Consider the following 1,463-nt stretch of genomic DNA (forward strand, 5'->3'; position numbering starts at 1 on the left):
GCCGCGCCCGCGCAGCAGGCCCCGGCCCAGCCGGCACCGGTGCAGCCCGCACCCGTCCAGCCGACGCCGGCCCAGCCGACCCTGCCGCCGCAGTCCGACGAGTTCTCGGACGCCACGCGGATGCAGGCGCCGATCCTCGAGCCCGCCGCCACCGTGACCGTGGCGATCGAGCTCGAGTCGGGCGAGCGCCGCGTCATCGACGGCCCCGCGCTGGTGGGCCGCAACCCGCAGGCGTCCGGGGGTACGGGGTACATCCTCGTGCGCGTGGACGACCCGACCCGGTCGGTGTCCAAGAACCATGCCGAGCTCGGCGTGGACTCCGCGGGGCTGTGGTTGACGGACCGTGGGTCCACGAACGGCACGGTCGTCTCGGCGCCGGGCCGCTCGCCGCAGGTCGCGGAGCCGGGCGCGCGCGTCCGGGTGCCGGTCGGCTCGACCATCCACGTCGGGGACCGCCGTCTGGTCGTGCACGCCGACGAGTCCAGGGCATGACCCAGCAGGAGCAGGGGCTGACGACGATCTGGGGTGCGGCCTCGCACCAGGGTCGGCGTCGGTCCCTCAACGAGGACGGATACCTGGCCACCGGCCGGGTGTTCTTCGTGGCCGACGGCATGGGTGGCCACGAGGCGGGTGAGGTGGCCAGCGCGGAGGCGCTGGCCGCGCTCAGCGGTCTCGCCGACATCGAGAAGGTCGAGCCGGCCCTGGTGGAGGCTTTCCTCGAGATCGCTCAGCAGCGGGTCCGCGCCATCGAGACGGACTCGGGCAACGCGCCCGGCACCACCCTGACGGGCGTGCTGGTCGACGAGCGCGAGGACGTGCCGTACTGGCTGTTCGTGAACGTCGGCGACTCGCGAACCTACATCCTGTCGGGCGGTCTGCTCACACAGGTGAGCGTGGACCACTCCGAGGTGCAGGAGCTCGTGGACGCGGGCACCATCACGATGGAACAGGCCCGCATCCACCCTCGGCGGAACGTCATCACGCGCGCCCTCGGCGCCCAGGACGACGTCCGCGCCGACTTCCGGTACATCCCGGTCACGCTGCACGACCGCGTGCTGGTCTGCTCCGACGGCCTCACCGGCGAGCTGACCGACGAGCAGATCACGACGATCCTGCTGGAGCAGCCGGACCCGGAGCGAGCCGCCGGGCACCTGGTCAACGCCGCGATCCAGGCCGGTGGCCGGGACAACATCACGGTGGTCGTGGTCGACGTGACCGGCGTGGACCACGAGACCTTAGGCTCGTCGACAGCGCCACGGGCGGGGGCGGAGATGGACGAGGACACCCTGCCGCGAGAAGAGCACGAAGCAAGAACCCAGGGGGTCTGACATGACGGTGCACTACAGCGAGGGTTCCGCGCGGGTGGTGGTCCGCAACAACACGGTGGTCGTGCTGCCCGGGCCCGCACCCGCCGGCGTCGTCGACGCGCTCTGGACGGCGCTCGACCGGCCGGACGGCGGGGT

2 protein-coding genes are annotated in these 1,463 nt (G+C 72.5%); both read left to right on the plus strand.

Annotated elements, in window-relative coordinates; translation table 11 throughout:
* On the plus strand, positions 1-492 hold a 492-nt coding region (locus tag PROKR_RS15605), incomplete at its 5' end, for an FHA domain-containing protein (protein WP_036964542.1).
* Positions 489-1,328, plus strand: coding sequence for a PP2C family protein-serine/threonine phosphatase (locus PROKR_RS15610; protein ID WP_036964544.1), 840 nt, complete (start codon positions 489-491; stop codon positions 1,326-1,328). The genes PROKR_RS15605 and PROKR_RS15610, both read left to right, overlap by 4 nt.
* The last annotated feature ends 135 nt before the right edge of the window (positions 1,329-1,463 follow it).

The sequence above is a fragment of the Promicromonospora kroppenstedtii DSM 19349 genome, from assembly GCF_000515355.1.
Classification (GTDB): Bacteria; Actinomycetota; Actinomycetes; order Actinomycetales; family Cellulomonadaceae; genus Promicromonospora; species Promicromonospora kroppenstedtii.

Bases quoted from the DNA above. Each gene is read 5' to 3' on its own strand.
- PROKR_RS15610 (WP_036964544.1), top strand. From the start codon at position 489: ATGACCCAGCAGGAGCAGGGGCTGACGACGATCTGGGGTGCGGCCTCG.